The following is a 16,095-nucleotide window of genomic DNA, read 5'->3' on the forward strand; positions in this document are numbered from 1 at the left end:
CCGACGTCATGACGCGTCGTGGACGGCGCACCTGTCTATTGGCCGTATCCGTCTCCGCATTCGCCTTTCTGACGCCTTCGCCCAGCGGGGGAGAAGACCGGCATGCCTGGCGACATCGCGCAGTGCTGCTTGCCATAGCGCATTGCCCTGCATCAGCGGCGCAGCGATCTGAGTTCACGCCACGCTCGGCGTTGCTGGGATGTCACTGGACCGTCTGCACCACCTGTGTCACAGCACGTGCGGCGCAAACTGTGCCAAAACCGTGACAGCACGAGATGCCCAGCGCGCCGTCATCACCCCCGGCCCTCGCTGACTCGACGTGGTGCGGCGCACCAGTGTGCTGGCATGCCGTTTGCCCAGGTCTCTCCCGACGTTTCCTACGTCCGCATCGCCACGGCGGTGATAGCGCCTGCGCTGCGGGATGTTTCAACCGACTGGTTGTTCAAACGAGAGGGGTAGACGCACATGCACCAATCTTCCTGTCGCAGCGTACGCAGCGCCGCGCTGCTCATGCTTGCGCTGAGCGCCGTTCTGTCTGGCTGCAAGAAAGACACACCCACCGAAACTGCGGCGCCGGCAACGGCTGCAACACCTGCCGCTGCGCCCGCCGCTGCACCCGCCGCCGCGGCCGTGGTCGACACCGATAGCGAGTTCACCGCCAATGCCAGCAATGCGGACAACTGGGGTGGCGTGGGGCGCGACTTCGCACTCACCCGGCATAGCCCGCTGGCCGAGATCAATCGCGACAACGTCAAGAATCTGAAGATGTCGTGGGAGATGAAAACCGACGCCACGCGCGGCCACGAAGGCCAGCCGCTGGTGATCGGCAGCATCATGTACATGGTCAGCGCGTATCCGAACAACGTGTTCGCCATCGATCTTGCGGCGCAGGACGACGGCGGCAAGGTGTTGTGGAAATACACCCCGCAACAGGACGAACGGTCGGTGGCGGTGGCGTGCTGCGACACGGTCAATCGCGGCGCCTCGTATGCCGACGGCAAGCTGGTCTTCGGCAGCCTCAGCGGCGATGTGATCGCGCTCGATGCCAAGACCGGCAAGGAAGTGTGGAAGCAAAAACTTGCGCACCCGGACAAGGGCGAAACCATCACCATGGCGCCGATCATCGCCGACGGCAAGGTGGTTGCCGGCATCAGCGGCAACGAGTTCGGCGTGCTCGGTCGCGTGGCCGCCTACAACCTTGACGATGGCAAGCAGGCATGGTCCTGCGATGCGGCCGGTACCGACAAGGCGATCTGCCTGGGCCCGGATTTCAACAAGGCCAATCCGCAGCATGGCCAGCTCGGCGACCTGGGCGTCAAGACCTTTCCCAACGACGAATGGAAGCGCGGAGGCGGTGCAGCCTGGGGCTGGTACAGCTACGACCCGAAGTTGAAGCTGGTGTACTACGGCACCGGCAATCCCGGCCTGTGGAGCCCGTCGTACCGTTGCGGCAAGACCTCGCAGGAGGAATGCAACAACGGCGAGCATGACAACAAGTGGTCGATGACCTTGTTCGCGCGCAAGATCGATACCGGCGAGGCGGTGTGGGGCTACCAGAAGACCCCGTTCGACCAGTGGGATTACGACGGCATCAACGAGCCGATCCTGGTCGACCTGAGCATCGATGGCAAGCAGGTTCCGTCGGTGGTGCAGTTCGACCGCAACGGGTTTGCCTACGTGCTCGATCGGCGCGATGGCACGCTGCTGCGCGCGCACAAGTTCGTGCCGGCCAACTGGGCCGAACGCATCGACATGAAGACCGGTCGCCCGGTGAAGGTGGCCGCGCATTCGCCGCTGGAACGCGGCAAGAAGGTGCAGGCGTTCCCGTCGGCGATGGGCGGCAAGGACCAGCAGCCGTGCTCGGTGGATCCGGCCAATGCGGCGGTGTTCTTCTGCGGCACCAATAACTGGCACATGGAGCTGGAACCGCAGGAGCGCGGCAACACCATGATGGGTCTGCCGTACGTGTTCGCCAACGTGATGATGAAGCCGAATGAGCCGGGCGCGCTGGGCATCGTCAAGGCGTTCGATGTGGTGGAAGGCAAGTCCAAGTGGGAGATCAAGGAGAAGTATCCGGTGTGGAGCGGCACCCTGGTCACCGACGGCGGGCTGGTGTTCTACGGCACGCTGGATGGGTGGTTCCGCGCGGTGGACAAGGACACCGGCAAGAAGTTGTGGGAGACCAAGTTGCCGTCCGGCATCATCGGTAACCCCATCGCCTACAAGGCCAACGGCCATCAGTACGTGGCGGTGTTCTCCGGTATCGGCGGGTGGATCGGCTTGCCGGTCACTGCAGGCCTGGATCCGTCCGATCCGTATGGCGCACTGGGTGCGGCGGGGCTGGCGTTCGGTGCGGGCTTCGACAAGATCCCGCTCGGCGGCATGGTCCACAGCTTCCGTATCGATGGCGCCGGCAAGACCGTGACTGCCACTGCCACTGCCACTGCCACCGCAGGCGGCGGCACCGCCAATGCAGCAGCGAAGACGGCACGATGACCTGCACGCAAGGCGTTGGGCGCGCACCTCGGCAGCTTGCTGCCGGGGTGCGCGGCATCACCCGGCACCTGCAGCAGGTGCTGGTGCTGTGCAGCCTCGGACTCGTCGCCGCAGGCTGCACACGCGAGCCGTCCTCACCGACGGCTCGCGCTTCTCATTCCGCTGCGGCGTCCGCTGCGGCGCCTGCATCCACCGCTGCGCCGGCAACCACGCCTTCCGCGGCATCCGCGCCGCCACCTACGCCAGATCCGCACGTCCTGCGCGTGTGCGCAGACCCGGGCAACATGCCGTTGTCCAACAAGGCCGGCGAAGGCTTCCAGAACAAGATCGCGCAGGTGGTTGCCGATGCCATGGGCCGGCGCCTGGAATACGAGTGGCGCACCTATTACCAGCGCGGCCTGGCGCGTAGCACCATCAATGCGGGCCGCTGCGATGTACTGATGGACCTCAACAGCGATTTCGAGCAGGGGCTGACCACGCGCCCGGTCTATCGCTCGGCGTATGTGCTGGTCACACGTCAAGGCTTGTCGTTGAGGCCGACCTCGCTGGACGACCCGGCGTTGAAAAAGCTGCGCCTGGGCGTGTTCCAGAGCTCGCCTGCGCGTCAGGCGCTGTACGAGCACGGCATCAGCGGTGAGGTGCAGTACCTGTTCTACGACTCGGCCACCGCGCCGGAAGAACATCCCGGCAAGCTGGTCGAACGGGTCGCCGCCAACACGCTGGATGCGGCCGAATCCTGGGGTCCGGTGGCCGGGTATTACGCGCAGCGCAGCGGCCTGGGTCTGGTGCCCTTGAACACCATCGACGATGCGGTACTGGAGTATTCGATGGCCTGGGCGGTGTCGCGCAAGAATGCCGACCTGCGTGATGCATTGAACACGGCGTTGCAGCAAAGCGCGGCCAAGATCGCGGAAATCCTGCGCAGGTATCACGTGCCGCTGGTGCGCTGTCGTGACTGCGTGGTAGCCGGCGAGCTGGCATCGCATGGGCCGTATGTCACGCCCACACCGGCATCCACTGTGCCCAGCCCGGCGGCCTCATCGCAGGAGCTGGCGCAGCTGCAACTGCGCATCGCCGACGGTGCCGACCCGAATCAGGAACTGGCGCATGCGCTGGATGCCGGCGACGCCGTGCGTGCGGCATGGCTGCTGCGCCATGGCGCCGATGCCAATCACGCGAACCTGCTGGGCGAGCCGCCGCTGCACCAGGCCATCCGCAACCAGCAGCCGGATCTGGTCGGCCTGCTGCTGGATGCCGGCGCACGCCTGGACGCCCGCGACGCCAGCGGCTGGACCGCGCTGATGAAGGCGGCCTGGGCCAACGATGCGGACAGCCTCAGCAGGCTGCTGGCCAAGCGCGCGCCGGTGGATACCGTGTCCAGCGATGGCTGGAGCGCACTGGATCTTGCGGTGTCGTATGCCGATGTCGCGGTGGTGCAGGCGCTGCTGGACAAGGGCGCGAATGTGCGGCGCGCCAATCCCACCGGATTCACCCCGGTGATGTTTGCCGTGGCGCGCGACGACCCGGCCATTCTCGATGCCGTGCTCGCACGCGGTGCCGAGGTCGGTCACGCCAATCAGGCTGGTGTCACCGCGCTGATGCTGGCCGCAGCGGCCGGACGCGAGGCGGTCGCCAAACGGTTGCTGGTTGCGGGCGCCGACCCGTCTGTACGTAACCGCGACGGCAAGACCGCCGCAGATCTGGCGCAGGCACGTGGCGACACCCCACTGGCCACGCTGCTCACCAAGGCCAGGCGCCCAGCGCGCGAATGACTGCGTCACCCGCCGCGTGCACGGGGTGCGCGGTGTTCCCTCCGATCAGAAAGGTTCGTTCATGCGCACGTCCACCAAGGGTTGTTTCGATCGTCTTGTCCGCGCACCGCTGTGCGCGTTGATGTTCAGCGTCGTGCTGGCGGCATGCGGCAAGGAGGCACCGCCGGCACCGGCCGCCGATGCACCGCCCCCGCCACCGGCGGCCGCCAGCGCACCGGCGCCTGCGCCAGCCGCCGGCAGCGCAGCGCCTGCGGCCGCAACTGCAGCTGCACCCGCAGCACTGCCCAACCCCGCAGCGGGGCCAGCCCCGGATCCGGCAACGCCGGCCGCGCCACCTGCCACGATCGTGCCGATTCCCAAGGGACCCGAGGTCAAGGTCACGCCCGAGCTGGTCGCCGAAGGCAAGAAGATCTATTTTTCGGCCGGCTGCAATGCCTGTCACGGCGGTACCGGTGGCGGTGGCATGTGCCCGCCGTTGACCAACGACATCTGGGTGTATGGCAGCGACGACGACACCTTGCGCACGCTGATCAGCGAAGGCACCGCGGCCATGATCACCCACGGCAAGACCCGTATCGGGCACGAAAAGGTGGTGGGGCAGATGCCGCCGTTCGCACCGGTACTCAAGCCCGGCGATACCGAAAAGTTGCTCGCCTTCATCCACTCGATCAACAAGGCCGCGGGCAAGGCGCAATGAGCTCAGCGCCTGCTCGCTGGTCGCGCATGTGTGCAGCAGGGATGCTGGGTGCGTTGCTGCTGGCGGGCTGCCAGCGCGATGCCGTCACACCGGCCTCCACCACCGCACCTGCGGCGAGCGGCAACGCAACACCGGCGCCGGCAACGCCGCCGGTGCTTGCGTATGTGCCCAATCAACGCAGTGGCACCGTGTCGGTGATCGATACGCACACCGACACGGTGGTGCGCACGCTCAGCGCGCAGGGCCGGCTCGGCAAGCGCTTGCAGCAGCTATTGCCCGGCCCGCAAGGGCATCTGTACCTGATCGATGCCGAGCACCACAGGTTGGTCGAACTGGATAGCGAAAGAGATGCGGTGTTGCGCAGCGTGGACATCGGCGAGAACGCCGAAGGCATCGCGTTGTCGCCGGACGGCAAGCAATTGGCGGTATGCGTGGAAGGCCAGAATCAGGTGATGCTGATCGACGCGGCGCAACTCACCGTGCAGCAGGTGATCGCCACGCGCGGGCAGGCGCCGGAGCATTGCGCCTACACCCCGGATGGCAAGTGGTTGCTCACCAGCAATGAAGGCTCCAACGACATGGACATGATCGAAGTGGCCACCCATCGATCGCGCGGTGTGGTGGCCACCAGCGGTCATCCGCGCGGCATGGCGTTCGCACCCGACGGGCACAGCGCGTACGTCGCGCAGGAAACCGCCAACGTGGTGGACGTGATCGACCTGCAGACGCGTCAGCGTCGCGCCAGTCTGCCGGCCGGCGTGCGCACCGCCGGCGTCGCGCTGTCGGCCGATGGCACGCGGCTGTATGCGTCCAACGGCGGCGCCGGCACGGTCAGCGTGATCGATCTCAATACCGCGCGCGCGCTGGCCGAGATTCCGGTTGGGCAGCGCCCGTGGAATCCGGCGCTGACGCCTGCCGGCGACAAGCTCTACGTCGCCAACGGGCGCTCCAACAGCGTGAGCGTGATCGACACCGCCAGCTTGCGCGAACTCAAACAGATCCCCGTGGGCGAGCTGCCGTGGGGCGTGATCATCGCGCGCTGAGCGGCCGGCAGGCCGACGGCGTCAGGGAGGCCGGATGAAGACACGCGCTGCGGTGGCCTGGGGTCCGCACCAGCCGTTGACCATCGAAGAAGTAGACCTGCAGCCGCCGCGTCCCGGCGAGGTGCTGGTGCGCCTGGTCGCCACCGGCATTTGCCAGGGCGATGCGCATGCGTTGGCGCATGGCCATGCCGGCAGCTTTCCGGCGATCCTGGGGCAGGAGGGCGCCGGGGTTGTCGAAGACGTCGGGATCGGCGTCACCAGCGTGCGGCCCGGCGATCACGTGATTCCGCTGTATATGCCCGAATGCGGCGTGTGCAAATTCTGCCGTTCCGGCCGTACAAATTTGTGCCAGGCGATTCGCAGCAGCCAGGAACGTGGCCTGATGCCTGACGGCAGCAGCCGGTTTTCGTTGCATGGGCGGCCGATCCTGCATCACATGGGCACCAGCACGTTTTCCGAATACACCGTATTGCCGGAGATTGCAGTCGCACGCATCCATCCGGAGGCGCCGCTGGAGCAGGCCTGCCTGCTCGGCTGCACGGTCACCACCGGCGTCGGTGCGGTGCTCAACAGCACGCATGTGCGGCCGGGCGATTGCGTGGCGGTGTTCGGGCTGGGCGGCATCGGATTGTCGGTGATACAGGGCGCGCTGCTGGCGCAGGCCGGCCGCATCATCGCGGTGGACATCGACCCTGCGAAATTCGCACTGGCACGTACGCTGGGCGCCACCGATTGCCTGGATCCGCGCGACTACGGTGCGCCGATCCAGCAGGTGATCGTGGACCTGACCGATGGCGGTGCCGACCACAGTTTCGAATGCGTCGGCGATGTCGGCGCGATGCGGGCGGCGCTGGAGTGTTGCCACAAGGGCTGGGGCGAGAGCGTCATCCTGGGGATGGCCGACGACACGCAGGAAATCAGCACGCGCCCGTTTCAATTGGTCACCGGGCGGGTGTGGCGCGGCAGCGCCTTCGGCGGCGTCAAAGGCCGCAGCGAGCTACCCGGTTACGTCGAACGCTATCTGCACGGCGATATCCAGCTGGCGCCGTTGATCACGCGCACGCTGGCGCTGGATGACATCAACCAGGCGTTGACGGACCTGCGTGCGGCGCGCGGCATCAAATCCATCGTGGCGTATTGAAGGAGATGCACATGGCAGCAGGCAGATGCAGGACAGCGACGCTGCATCGCACGGGATTGGCAGGCGCATGGGCCATGACCCTGCTCGCACGCAGCGCATTGGCCGTTGCAGCGGAAGCACCGCAAGTCACCTGGTTGGACCGTATCGAGGTCACCGCCACGCCGATCCCCGGCACCACCATCGATGCGGCGCAATTGCCGTACATGGTGCAGTCGGCAAGCAACGCCGAGCTGTCGCGTGGGCGCAGCAACAACCTGAGCGATCTGCTGCAGCGGCGCTTCGTCGGCGTGGACGGCAACGACGTGCAGGGCAGCGCGTTCCAGAACGATCTCACCTTCCACGGCTTTCGCGCTTCTGCCTTGCCGGGCGCTTCGCAAGGGGTGTCGGTGTATCTGGATGGCGTACGGTTCAACGAACCGTTCGCCGATATCGTCAGTTGGGACATGCTGCCCGAAGCGGCGATCACCGCGATGACGCTGATGCCGGGTTCCAACCCGTTGTTCGGGCCGAACACGCTGGGCGGCGCGGTGGTGCTGTCTACCGCGTCGGGGCTGACCGCACCGGGAGTACAGGGCGAATTGAGTATCGGCAGCGGTGCGCGCAAGCGGCTGGATGCCGGTTACGGCGTCGCCGGCGCCGACGGCTGGCATGGCTTCGTTGCGGTGACCGGCTTCGACGAAAACGGCTGGCGTGCTGCCTCCGAAGGCCGGCTTGGCACCGTGTTCGGCAAGGTCGGTCGGCAAGGCGAGCAGACCGACTGGAGCCTGTCGCTGCTGCACGGGCGCAGCCGTCTGATCGGCAATGGCCTGCTGCCGGACACGCGGTATACCGACGAGGGGCCAGAGCCCGGCTTGTATCGCGCCGATCGGCGTTCGGTGTATACCTCGCCCGATCTCACCCGCAATCGCAACACCTTATTGACCGTGCAGCTGGACCATCGTTTCGATGCAGACACTGCGTTGCACGCCCTCGCTTATTCGCGCGTAGGGCGCCGCGACACCGTCAATGGCGATATCGGCGAAGACTACGAAGCGTTCGTCGAAGAATGCGCGTCCGGTTACGCGGCCGATGGCAGCGCACTGGATGCCGAGTGCGATGTCGCCCGCACCGATGCCGACACGTTGCACACCGGCGCGCTCAACACCACCCAGATGCGTCAGCAAGCACAGGGCGTCGCGCTCAACCTGAGCATGCAGCGGGGCGCGCATGCGCTCACGGCCGGTGTCACCTTCGATCGCGGCCATGTGCGTTACCGGCAGTTCGCCCGCGATGGCTGGGTGCAGCCCGACCGCTCGGTCGCTGCCGATCCCGATGCCGAACGCGCCTTCTTCTCCGGTGTACGCGGCAGCACCGAGACGCTGGGCATGTTCCTCGCCGACACCTGGGCGCTGAGCAATGCGACCCATCTCACCGCTGCAGTGCGCTGGAATCGTGTGGTGGTGGACAACATTCTTTCCACCGCCGACGACGGCGACCGCCCACGCGAGCGCTTCGTCTATGCCAAGGCCCACCCGTCGTTGGGCCTTACGCATCGGCTCGATTCGGGGCTGACGCTGTACGGCTCGGTCGCGCAGAACAGCCGTGCACCGACCGCCATCGAATTGGGCTGCGCCGATCCCACCCAGCCCTGTCGGTTGCCGACCGGCCTGCAGGCCGATCCGCGGCTGGAGCAGATCATCTCGCGCACCTACGAACTGGGCGCGAGCTGGACGCCGTCGGCCGACCGCAACGCCACGCTGTCGGTCTACCGCGCCGACAATCGCGACGACATTCTGTTTCTACGCGCACCGGATACGCAATTGGGCTACTTCGACAATGTCGGCCGCACGCGCTATCAGGGCGTGGACGCGGCACTGCATCTGCGCAGCGGCGATTGGCAGTGGTGGGCCGGCTACAGCTACCTGGATGCCACTTACCGCAGCGGTGGCCAATTGCTGTCCGGCGAGCGCGTGATCGCGCTGCGGCCGGGCCTGCGGATCGCCGCGCTACCGCGGCACAACCTCAAGCTCGGGATGGCGTGGCAGCGCGATGCGCTGACGCTGGGCGTAGGCGTGCGTGCGGTCTCCGGGCGGGTGGCCAGCGGCAACGAAGATGGCCAGGTCGACAATGCCGAAGAAGGCCAGACCGCACCCGAGCGCCTCGACATCGGCAGCGCCGGCTATGCCCTGGTCGACCTGCAGGCGCGCTGGACCATCAACGCGCGGGTGTCGCTGTTCGCCCGGATCGACAACGTCTTCGACCGCCACTACGCCACCTATGCCGCCGTGGCCGAAGACGTGTTTCCCGACGGCGAACTCGCACGTCCGCAGGATGCGCCAGTGGAAACCGGCCCGGCACGCTTTCTCGCACCTGGTGTGCCGCGACAGTATTTGATTGGGTTGCGTTGGGCGCTTTGACTACGGGAATGGGGAATCGGGAATGGGGAATCGTAGAGCGTCAGCGAACTGCTTTTCTCCATTCCCGATTCCCGATTCCCGATTCCCGATTCCCCATTCATCCCGTCTCCAGTCCATGCTTGCGCAGCTTGCGGTACAGCGTGTTGCGACTGATGCCCAGGGCATCGGCGGTGCGGCTGACATTCCAGCGGTGGCGTTCGAGTTGTTGCTGCAGCACCAGCCGCTCGGCCTGATCCAATGCCACGCGGCCAGACATATCGTCGGCCGCGACCGCTCGTCCATCGACCAGGCAGGGTGCGCTGCCGGCGTCGACGATCTCCTGCGGCAGATTCGGCAAGCGAATCACCTCGTCACTGCACAGCACGGCCGCCGTGCGCAGCACGTTGCGCAGTTGGCGCAAGTTACCCGGCCAGGCGTAGCTGAGCAGCTTGTGCAGCGCCTCTTCGCTGATGCGCACGCCTTGCTCGCCGTTTTCTTCGCGCAGCAGCGTGCGAATCAGCTCGGCCTTGTCGCTGCGTTCGCGTAGCGGCGGCAGGTGCAGCACCACGCCGTTGAGGCGGTAGTACAGGTCCTCGCGGAATTCGCCGGCGGCCACCATCTGCGCCAGGTCGCGGTGGCTGGCGCTGATCACGTGCAGTTCCAGCGGCATCGCACGGTCGCTGCCCAGCGGGGTCACGCTCTGTTCTTCGAGCACGCGCAGCAGCCGCGTCTGCAGCGGCAGCGGCATGTCGCCGATCTCGTCCAGGAATAAGGTGCCTCCGCTGGCCTGCAGCAACTTGCCGTGGCGGCCTTCGCGCGCGGCATCGGTGAACGCGCCGCGTGCGTAGCCGAACAGTTCGCTCTCGATCAGCGCCTCGGGGATCGCCGCACAGTTCACCGCCACGAACGGCCGCGCCGCCCATGGCGAGCCGCGGTGCACCGCCTTGGCGAACTCCTCCTTGCCGGTGCCGGTGGCGCCACATAGCAGGATCGACACGCGATGCGCGACCAGCTTCAGCGCGTTGTCCAGGTTGTGGCGCATGCGCGGATCGGAGCCGACGTGTTCGCGTGCGTAAGCCGCCTGGTCATCGTCGGCGGTGGTGGCCTGCGCGCCGCCAGCAACCACGTTGCGGCGCGGCGGCTGCGCCAGGGCGAAGAAGCGGCGACCGTGGCAGGCGCAGCGGATCGACCACAGCGTGCTGGCGTCGTTGCGCGCACGCTGCTCCACGGTGTCGAAGTCCAGCTGCATCACCTGCGAGATGTCGCGCCCGACCAGCAGGCTGCGGTCGCCCTTGCCGAGCTGTTCCAGTGCCGCTTCGTTGACGGCCAGCACGCAGCCGTCGGCGCCGATCGCCATCAGCGCCTCGTGCAACAGGCCGGCGAACTCCGGGCGGCTGTGGAAGCGCAGGATCCACGCGTGCCGGTACTGCGCCAGGAAATACGAACGTGCGATCTGTGCCGCCGACATGCGCACCAGCGCGCTGGTATGGCGTTGTACCAGCCTGGTGTCGCGCGCATCCGGTGTGGACGCATCCAGCACCGCCAGCAATTGCCCGTGCGGGTCGAGGATGGGCGCACCGCTGCACGACAGCGGCAGGTGCCGGGCCAGGTAATGCTCGCCGCGGTGCACGCCGAGCGCGCTGCGCTCCACCGCGCAGGTGCCGATACCGTTGGTGCCCTGGTAGCGCTCGGCCCAGCTGGCGCCGCAGAACAACCCGGTCTGGCGGAATTCGCGCAGCAATGCCGGGTCGTGCACGCTGTGCAGCAAGGTCGCCTCGGCGTCGGCGAACACCACGGCGTAGCCGCCGCCGGCGATCTGTTCGTAGAGGTTCTCCATCTCCACCTTGGCGATGCGCAGCACTTCCTCGAGACGCTGCTGGCGCTCGCGCAGCCCGCTGCCGTCGTGGACCATCGGCGACGGGGACGCATCCGGACTCAGCCCATACTCGTCCAGGCAGCGCTGCCACGAGCGCGCCAGCGCTGGCGGCAGTGGTTCGATCTGGCGGAAGCGGCGCATCCGTGCCAGCAACGCGGATTCGGCCTCGGCAGCGGACGAGGGCCCAGGCGTGGCCTGCAGGAGGTTGGCGACAGTCACTTCCGACACGTGGCGCTTCCTCGGTCCCTACCCGGGGCCAGAGCGGCAGTGACGCATAAACCGGGGCGAGGCTCAAACCGCGGTGCAGCAAACGCCGGGATTGGAGATTGGGGGTTGGGGAGTAGGGATCGGCAAGAGCGGCTTGGCTGGGGTGGCTCCTTTTGCGCCTCGGCCAAAACGAAAAAACCGCGCGATCGCGCGGTTCTTCGTGGCCTCAAAACGCAGGATTGCTGCTTTGCGACTCCCCAATCCGACTTCCTAATCCCAGGCTTACAACGCGTAGCCGAACTGCTGCTTGAACTGGTCGTTGAACTCGGCGAAGTCGAAGCGCTGGTTCTGGGTGCCGGGGTGTTCCACTTTCAGTGCGCCCATCAGGTTGCCCATGCGGCCGATCGTCAACCAGTCGTAGCCACCCTGGATGCCGTAGATCAGCCCGGCGCGGAACGCGTCGCCGCAGCCGGTCGGGTCGACCACGCGCCGCTCGTGCGCCGGCGGAATATCGTAGGTTTTCTCCGGGGTATGCACCAGCGCGCCCTTGGGGCCCTGCGTGGTGATGTAGGCCTGCACGCGCGAGACGATGTCTTTTTCGTCCCAGCCGGTGCGCTCCTGCAACAGGTTCGACTCGTAGTCGTTGACCACCACGTACTGGGCCTGCTCGATGAACTGGCGCAGCTCCGGGCCGTTGAACAGCGGCATCGCCTGGCCAGGGTCGAAGATGAAAGGAATGCCCGCAGCAGCGAACTCTTCAGCGTTCTGGATCATGCCTTCGCGCCCGTCCGGGCCGACCAGGCCCAGGGTCACGCCCGGCACATCCTTCACGTGGTTTTCGTAGCTGCGCATCATCGCGCCCGGATGGAAGGCGGTGATCTGGTTGTTATCGTGGTCGGTGGTGATGAAGGCCTGCGGGGTGAACAGGTCGTCGATGATCTTCACCCGCGACAGGTCGATGCCCAACGTTTCGAAGTGTTCGCGGTACGGGCCGAAATCCTGGCCGACGGTGCCCATCGGGATCGGCGCGCCACCGAGCAGATGCAGGTTGTAGGCGATGTTGCCGGCGCAGCCGCCGAACAGGATGTGGTTCTTGAACTGGTCCGGAAACACCATGATGGTGCCGTAGGCGAGGGAACCACAGATCAGTGCGGACATCGAGTCGGGCCTTTGCGTTGGGAAAACCCGCCAATTGCCGGGCATGGCAGCGGGACGGCGCGTGCGCCGCGGCGCAAAGGGTAACGGCTGCGGCCGATCAGAGCCAGAACCGCATGCCATGGCCGGCGTGACCGGCACATGAAAACGGGGGCGAAATCGCCGATTTTTCCTTGCTCACCCCGGGGGGGATTGCTAGGCTAGCCGACTTCGTTTTCTGCCCAAAATTTCGCCAGTCTGGCGGCGGGCACGCGACTTACCCAGGAACGACTCCCTCGATGTTCAAGAAACTCCGCGGCATGTTCTCCAACGACCTGTCCATCGATTTGGGCACGGCCAATACGCTGATCTACGTGCGCGGACAGGGCATCGTGCTGAACGAGCCGTCGGTGGTTGCGGTGCGTCAGGATCGCGCGATCGGCGGCACGCGCTCGGTCGCCGCCGTCGGTGCGGAGGCCAAGCAGATGCTCGGCCGTACCCCCGGCCACATCACCACGATTCGCCCGATGAAGGACGGCGTCATCGCCGACTTCACCTACACCGAAGCGATGCTGAAGCACTTCATCAAGAAGGTGCACAAATCGCGCTTCCTGCGCCCCAGCCCACGCGTGCTGGTGTGCGTGCCGGCTGGCTCCACGCAGGTCGAGCGCCGCGCCATCAAGGAATCCGCGGAAGAGGCCGGTGCGCGCGACGTCTATCTGATCGAAGAGCCGATGGCCGCGGCGATCGGTGCCGGCATGCCGGTGACCGAGGCGCGCGGTTCGATGGTCATCGACATCGGCGGCGGCACCACCGAGGTGGCGGTGATCTCGCTCAACGGCATCGTGTATTCGCAGTCGGTACGTGTGGGTGGCGACCGGTTCGACGAGTCGATCACCAATTACGTGCGCCGTAACCACGGCATGCTGATCGGTGAGGCCACGGCCGAGCGCATCAAGCTGCAGATCGGCTGCGCCTACCCGCAGGACGAGGTGCAGGAGATGGAAATCTCCGGCCGCAACCTCGCCGAGGGCGTGCCGAAGATGATCAAGATCAATTCCAACGAAGTGCTCGAAGCGCTGCACGAGCCGTTGTCGGGCATCGTCTCGGCAGTGAAGCTGGCGCTGGAGCAGACACCGCCGGAACTGTGCGCCGACGTCGCCGAGCGCGGCATCGTGCTCACCGGTGGCGGCGCGCTGCTACGCGATCTGGACCGGCTCATCTCCGAAGAAACCGGCCTGCACGTGCAGGTGGCCGACGACCCGCTCACCTGCGTGGCCCGCGGTGGCGGCCGGGCGCTGGAGCTGGTGGACATGCATGGCAACGAGTTCTTCGCGCCGGAGTGAAGCGCTCGGGAATCGGGAATCGGGAAAGGGGAATCGTGAGAGCGGTTCCTGCCTACGGCCCTGAGTGGTTGCATCGTGATCCCGCCAATGTGAGTTCTCGCCTTACCCGTCGCGTGGGCAGCCACCTGCTCCCCGATTCCCCATTCCCGACTCCCCATTCCCGGCCCTGACAGTGCCCTCCTACGCCGGTCCTCCCGTCGCCTCCCGTCCGGGCGAAGTCACCTCCACGCTGCGCCTGCTGGTCTATCTGGTGCTGGCGATCGTGCTGATTGCGCTCGATAGCCGCGGTGGTTGGCTCAGCCAGGTGCGCATGCAGGCCAATCTGCTGATCCAGCCGATCTGGGCGGTGGCCGGGCTGCCGGGACGCATCGGCTCGCAGGTGCGCGACAACGCCGCAACGCATGCGCAACTGGTGGAAGAGACCCGGGATCTGCGCAACCAACTGCTGGTCGCCAATGCGCGCCTGACCCGGTTGCAAACCGCGGCCCTGGATAACGCGCAACTGCGCGAACTGCTCAACGTGGCCGAGCGCCGCGGTCTGGATGTGCAACTGGCGCCGATCCTGAACATCGATCTGGATCCGACGCGCCAACGCTTGCTGCTGGACGCCGGTAGCCGCGAAGGGGTGGTGCTGGGCCAGGCGGTGATCGATGCCGGCGGCCTGATGGGGCAGGTGATCGAAGTCACCCCGCTGCATTCCACCGTGTTGCTGCTCACCGACCCCGACCACGCAGTGCCGGTCAGCGTGGCGCGCAATGGCGTGCGGCTGATCGTCTACGGGCGCGGCGACCGCCTGGAACTGCGCGACATCCCGCTCAGTGCCGGCGTGCAGGTGGGCGATGAAATCGTCACCTCGGGCCTGGGCGGCCGCTTCCCGGCCGGCTTCCCGGTCGGCAAGGTCTCCGAGTTGCATCCCGACGATACCCACGCCTTCCTGGTCGGCGAACTGACCCCGGCCGCCAAGCTCGATCGCGGCCGCGATGTGTTGCTGCTGCGTGCCGGCAAGCCGTTGCGGGTGGTGCCTGGAATGGGGAATCGGGAATTGGGAATTGGGAATGGCAACAGCAACAGCAACAGCAACAGCAACAGCAACGCGGCGCCTGCTGCTGCGCCGGCGACCGCGCCGGTGAGCAGAACGCCGGGCACTCCGACGGGCGGCGCTTCCCATGCGGCGATCGATGCGGCACGCCCGCCGGCTGCGTCATCGGGCGCCGCGACCGCAGCCGGCGTCGCACCGCGCGCGCAGCCCGCGCCGGCATCTGCCGCGCCTGGCGTACAGCCGTCCGGTGCGGCCGCATCCATCCGCCAGGCCAACCTGTCCGCCCGTCCATCCACATCGGACGTGAACGAAAACCAGAATCCCAATGCCCGCCCGGCTTCACCGCAGCAGGGCACGCGGGCGGCAGCGACTGGACAATCGGGGGCAAGCAACCGCAACGCCCCGCCAACGCAGGGCGCCGCGCCTAACGATTCCCGATTCCCGATTCCCGATTCCCGTCCGTCTCCGCCGGAGACGGACCGATGACCCGCATGCGCAACACCTGGATCCTGCCGGCGAGCATCTTCATTGCGCTGGTCCTGGGCCTGCTGCCGTTGCCGATGGTGGTGCAGCCGCTGCGGCCTTACTGGCTGGCGTTGGTGCTGGCGTACTGGGTCATCGAGGAGCCGGATCGGGTCGGGCTGGGCCTGGCCTTCGTGGCCGGCGTGCTGGCCGACCTGCTGTATGGCGGGCTGCTCGGCGAACAGGCGCTGCGGCTGGTGATCATGACCTTCATCCTGCAGCGCTTCCGCGCGCGCATGCGGTTTTTCCCGGTCTCGCAACAGGCGCTGGCAATCGGCGGGCTGCTGCTCAACGACCGCATCGTGTCTTCGGCAGTGCATCTGGCCGTGGGCGAGCCGACCCTGCCGTGGAGCTACTGGTGGGCGCCGCTGCTGGGCATGGCCTTGTGGCCGCCGCTGTTCGTGGTGCTGGATGCGGTGCGGCTGGGCAAGCGGGGCAAGAAATAAG

General features: G+C 66.7%; 11 protein-coding genes. 9 read left to right on the top strand and 2 right to left on the bottom strand.

All coding sequences use genetic code 11. From position 1 onward, the window contains the following. The first annotated feature begins 465 nt into the window (after positions 1-465). The 6 genes from AMD14_RS03840 to AMD14_RS03865 are packed head-to-tail and all read left to right on the top strand — an operon-like array spanning position 466 to position 9,545. Positions 466-2,496 (top strand): methanol/ethanol family PQQ-dependent dehydrogenase, encoded by a 2,031-nt coding sequence (locus AMD14_RS03840; RefSeq protein ID WP_075149944.1) that lies wholly within the window; start codon positions 466-468, stop codon positions 2,494-2,496. Next, complete coding sequence (locus AMD14_RS03845; RefSeq protein ID WP_015472601.1) at positions 2,493-4,268, top strand: quinoprotein dehydrogenase-associated putative ABC transporter substrate-binding protein; 1,776 nt, start codon at positions 2,493-2,495, stop codon at positions 4,266-4,268. The genes AMD14_RS03840 and AMD14_RS03845 overlap by 4 nt, the downstream gene beginning before the upstream one ends. 25 nt (positions 4,269-4,293) lie before the next feature. Then, positions 4,294-4,965 (top strand): c-type cytochrome, encoded by a 672-nt coding sequence (locus AMD14_RS03850; protein WP_040107572.1) that lies wholly within the window; start codon positions 4,294-4,296, stop codon positions 4,963-4,965. Continuing rightward, positions 4,962-6,008: a beta-propeller fold lactonase family protein gene (locus tag AMD14_RS03855; protein ID WP_011050457.1), complete on the top strand. Its 1,047-nt coding sequence runs from the start codon at positions 4,962-4,964 to the stop codon at positions 6,006-6,008. Before AMD14_RS03850 ends, AMD14_RS03855 begins: the two co-directional genes overlap by 4 nt. A 34-nt stretch (positions 6,009-6,042) precedes the next feature. Further along, positions 6,043-7,149 (top strand): S-(hydroxymethyl)glutathione dehydrogenase/class III alcohol dehydrogenase, encoded by a 1,107-nt coding sequence (locus tag AMD14_RS03860; RefSeq protein WP_003482739.1) that lies wholly within the window; start codon positions 6,043-6,045, stop codon positions 7,147-7,149. 11 nt (positions 7,150-7,160) lie between these two features. Further along, on the top strand, positions 7,161-9,545 hold the full coding sequence (locus AMD14_RS03865; RefSeq protein ID WP_015462848.1) for a TonB-dependent receptor: 2,385 nt from the start codon (positions 7,161-7,163) through the stop codon (positions 9,543-9,545). A gap of 97 nt (positions 9,546-9,642) precedes the next feature. On the opposite strand, the gene AMD14_RS03870 is transcribed toward AMD14_RS03865, so the two are convergent. Next, complete coding sequence (locus AMD14_RS03870; protein WP_005911193.1) at positions 9,643-11,628, bottom strand: sigma-54-dependent Fis family transcriptional regulator; 1,986 nt, start codon at positions 11,626-11,628, stop codon at positions 9,643-9,645. A 261-nt stretch (positions 11,629-11,889) separates the two neighbouring features. Beyond that, positions 11,890-12,765 carry a carbohydrate kinase family protein gene (locus AMD14_RS03875; RefSeq protein WP_045713524.1) on the bottom strand — a complete coding sequence of 292 codons (876 nt, stop codon included), beginning with the start codon at positions 12,763-12,765 and terminating at the stop codon, positions 11,890-11,892. A 275-nt stretch (positions 12,766-13,040) separates the two neighbouring features. Here AMD14_RS03875 and AMD14_RS03880 point away from each other — a divergent pair, with 275 nt between their 5' ends. The 3 genes from AMD14_RS03880 to mreD all read left to right on the top strand — a co-directional run bounded on the left by AMD14_RS03880 (position 13,041) and on the right by mreD (position 16,094). After that, positions 13,041-14,087, top strand: a complete 1,047-nt coding sequence (locus AMD14_RS03880) for a rod shape-determining protein (protein WP_003482734.1) — start codon at positions 13,041-13,043, stop codon at positions 14,085-14,087. 172 nt (positions 14,088-14,259) lie between these two features. Further along, positions 14,260-15,612 carry a rod shape-determining protein MreC gene (gene mreC, locus AMD14_RS03885; protein WP_011050460.1) on the top strand — a complete coding sequence of 451 codons (1,353 nt, stop codon included), beginning with the start codon at positions 14,260-14,262 and terminating at the stop codon, positions 15,610-15,612. Next, positions 15,609-16,094 (top strand): rod shape-determining protein MreD, encoded by a 486-nt coding sequence (gene mreD / locus AMD14_RS03890; RefSeq protein ID WP_005911183.1) that lies wholly within the window; start codon positions 15,609-15,611, stop codon positions 16,092-16,094. Before mreC ends, mreD begins: the two co-directional genes overlap by 4 nt. Position 16,095 lies beyond the last annotated feature (1 nt).

It is taken from the genome of Xanthomonas citri pv. citri (assembly GCF_000961215.1).
Taxonomy (GTDB): domain Bacteria; phylum Pseudomonadota; class Gammaproteobacteria; order Xanthomonadales; family Xanthomonadaceae; genus Xanthomonas; species Xanthomonas cissicola.

What these genes read in the sequence shown, in the direction of transcription:
- AMD14_RS03840 (WP_075149944.1), top strand. Translation starts at nt 466, where the DNA reads ATGCACCAATCTTCCTGTCGCAGCGTACGCAGCGCCGCGCTGCTCATG.
- AMD14_RS03845 (WP_015472601.1), top strand. Translation starts at nt 2,493, where the DNA reads ATGACCTGCACGCAAGGCGTTGGGCGCGCACCTCGGCAGCTTGCTGCC.
- AMD14_RS03855 (WP_011050457.1), top strand. Translation starts at nt 4,962, where the DNA reads ATGAGCTCAGCGCCTGCTCGCTGGTCGCGCATGTGTGCAGCAGGGATG.
- AMD14_RS03860 (WP_003482739.1), top strand. Translation starts at nt 6,043, where the DNA reads ATGAAGACACGCGCTGCGGTGGCCTGGGGTCCGCACCAGCCGTTGACC.
- AMD14_RS03865 (WP_015462848.1), top strand. Translation starts at nt 7,161, where the DNA reads ATGGCAGCAGGCAGATGCAGGACAGCGACGCTGCATCGCACGGGATTG.
- AMD14_RS03875 (WP_045713524.1), bottom strand. Translation starts at nt 12,765, where the DNA reads ATGTCCGCACTGATCTGTGGTTCCCTCGCCTACGGCACCATCATGGTG.
- AMD14_RS03880 (WP_003482734.1), top strand. Translation starts at nt 13,041, where the DNA reads ATGTTCAAGAAACTCCGCGGCATGTTCTCCAACGACCTGTCCATCGAT.
- mreD (WP_005911183.1), top strand. Translation starts at nt 15,609, where the DNA reads ATGACCCGCATGCGCAACACCTGGATCCTGCCGGCGAGCATCTTCATT.